The organism is Mesorhizobium sp. M4B.F.Ca.ET.089.01.1.1 (assembly GCF_004022605.1).
Lineage (GTDB): Bacteria > Pseudomonadota > Alphaproteobacteria > Rhizobiales > Rhizobiaceae > Mesorhizobium > Mesorhizobium abyssinicae.
Window position 1 is genome coordinate 1 of record NZ_RZOS01000647.1, and the last position, 2,412, is coordinate 2,412.

Sequence of the window (2,412 nt, forward strand, 5' to 3'; positions counted from 1 at the left end):
AAATGACATAGGCCCAGATCTTGTAGGCCTTGACCGGCGCGCCGGTCAAGGCCTACAAGATCTGGGCCTATGTCATTTCGGGCGTCTTTGCCTCGATCGGCGGCATCCTGCTCGCCGCCCGGCTCGGCCGCGGCGACATCGCCTCCGGCAACAATCTGCTGCTCGACGCGGTGGCGGCCGCGCTCATCGGTTACGCGGTGCTCGGCGCCGCCAAGCCGAACGCCTTCGGCACGGCCGTCGGCGCGGTCTTCGTCGGCGTGCTGCTGCAGGGCCTGACGATGATGAACGCGCCTTACTACACGCAGGATTTCGTCAAGGGCGGGGTTCTCGTCGTCGCCCTTGTCTTCACCTTCGCCCTTTCCGGCAGGGGCAGGAGATAGGTTCGACCGGGGCATATTTTCGAGTTCAACAAAGTGGAGGAAACAAAGTGAGCATCACAAGAAGATTTTTGGGGAAGGCGGCACTCGGGTTGGCTGGCGCCGCGCTGCTGATGCAGGGGACTGCGACGGCCGCGGACAAGCCGGCGCCCTTCGACAAGCCGGGCGTCAAGATCGCGCTGGTGCGCTATCTCTCGACCGGCGACTTCTTCCAGGCCTATCTCTCCGGCGTCGAGGCGCAGGCCAAGGCGCTCGGCGTCGACCTGCGCGTGCTCGACAGCCGCCAGGACGCCGCCCTTCAGGCCGACATGGTCGACCAGGCCATCGCGCTCGGCGTGCAGGGTATCATCATCCAGCACGGCCTGACGGAATCGATGAAGGACGCCGCCCAGCGCGCGGTCGATGCCGGCATCAAGGTCGTCGCCTTCGACGTCAATGTCGAGAACCCGAAGATCCCGCAGGTCGAGCAGTCCGACCGCGACCTTGCCCGCCTCGCGCTGGAGCAGGCGGTCACCGACAATGGCGACAGCTGGAAGGCCGGCTATGTCTACGTCGCCGGCATCGCGCCGCTCGACCGCCGCAACGAAACCTGGGTCGACGTCAAGAAGAAGCATGCCGGCATCGACGAGGTCGCCATGTTCGGCACGCTCGACAACCCGATTGCCAACTCGGTCGCCAACCAGGCGCGTTCGGTGCTGTCGGCGCATCCCGACATCAAGGTGATGTTCGCCCCCTATGACGAATTCGCCAAGGGCGTGAAGATCGCCGTCGACGAGGCAGGCATGAACAAGGCCATCAAGATCTATTCGGCCGACATCTCGACCTCGGATATTTCGGCGATGCGCGAGCCTGACAGCGCCTGGGCCGCCACCGCCGCCACCAACCCGGCCGTCGTCGGCCAGGTCTCGGTGCGGGCGCTGGCGCAGCTGCTTGCCGGCGAGGATCCCGGCCACAACGTCATCGTGCCGCCGACGCTGATCACGCAGAAGGAGCTGATCGACAAGGACATCAAGAACATGGAGGACCTGTCGGCCAAGCTGCCGCAATTCGCCCATGCCGATGTCGCCATGCCCGCCTGGATGCCCAACCCGAACGCCAAGTAGTTCTGGTCTAGGCGCGTCGCCTCTGATGGTATTGATGCGATGCGCTTCCGACCCCCAACTGCTGCAGGCTCTTGGCGACATTAGCAACGTTGGCGCTGCCCCTCATCCGCCTGCCGGCACCTTCTCCCCGTATAGTGACGGGGAGAAGAGGCTGGCCGCGACGCTGGCGCATATTCTGCAACGCTGGAGGTTGGCGAAACCATCCGCGACAGCTGTCTTTCTCCCCGTCACTATACGGGGAGAAATGCCCGGCAGGGCAATGAGGGGCAGAGCCAACCGACGAAATGACGCCGACCGTCTCGCTTGAGACCGTTCTAGCCAACGTGACGTCTTCGTGCTCGGAAGTGAGTGGCATCCAGGGCCGCTCTCCTGCTTGCAGCCCGCTCTCAGCCCACTCTTCCGGCGCGCGCCAGCCCGTGCGCCACCAGCCGGTCGATGACCTCCGGGTAGCTGACGCCGCTAGCCGCCATCGCCTTGGCGTACATGCTGATATCGGTGAAGCCGGGAATGGTGTTGAGCTCGTTGATCAGGAACGTCATGTCCGGCATCAGGAAGAAGTCGACACGTGCCATGCCGTCGCAACCGACGGCCCTGAAGGCCCTTGCGGCCATGTCGCGCATCGCCTGCTCGACTTCCCGCGGCAGTTCGGCCGGCACGATCAATGCCGCGCCGTTCTCGTCGATATACTTGGCATTGTAGTTGTAGAAGCCGTGGCTTTCCGCCGGCACGATCTCGCCCGGCCGGGAGACGAAGAGCTTGCCCGCGGAGTCTTCCAGCACGCTGAATTCGATCTCGCGGCCACGGACGAATTCCTCCGCCAAGAGCTTGCGATCGTGCTGGAAGGCTTCCGCAAGCGCTCGATCGAATTCCTGGCTGGCATTGACCTTTGCGACGCCGACAGACGAGCCCTGCCGCGCCGGTTTGACGAAGAG

General features: G+C 64.3%; 1 protein-coding gene and 2 pseudogenes. 2 read left to right on the top strand and 1 reads right to left on the bottom strand.

The genetic code is table 11. The features are described 5' to 3' along the window. Positions 1-26: 26 nt before the first annotated feature. Together EN780_RS32135 and EN780_RS32140 are read left to right on the top strand one after the other, a co-directional pair. A pseudogene (locus EN780_RS32135) lies at positions 27-380 on the top strand (ABC transporter permease); the annotation flags it as partial. Positions 381-427: 47 nt separating this feature from the next. Continuing rightward, positions 428-1,480 carry a substrate-binding domain-containing protein gene (locus EN780_RS32140; protein WP_128276287.1) on the top strand — a complete coding sequence of 351 codons (1,053 nt, stop codon included), beginning with the start codon at positions 428-430 and terminating at the stop codon, positions 1,478-1,480. Positions 1,481-1,866: 386 nt separating this feature from the next. Here the strand turns inward: EN780_RS32140 and EN780_RS32150 are convergent. Beyond that, positions 1,867-2,412 (bottom strand): annotated as a pseudogene (locus tag EN780_RS32150) (ATP-grasp domain-containing protein); the annotation flags it as partial.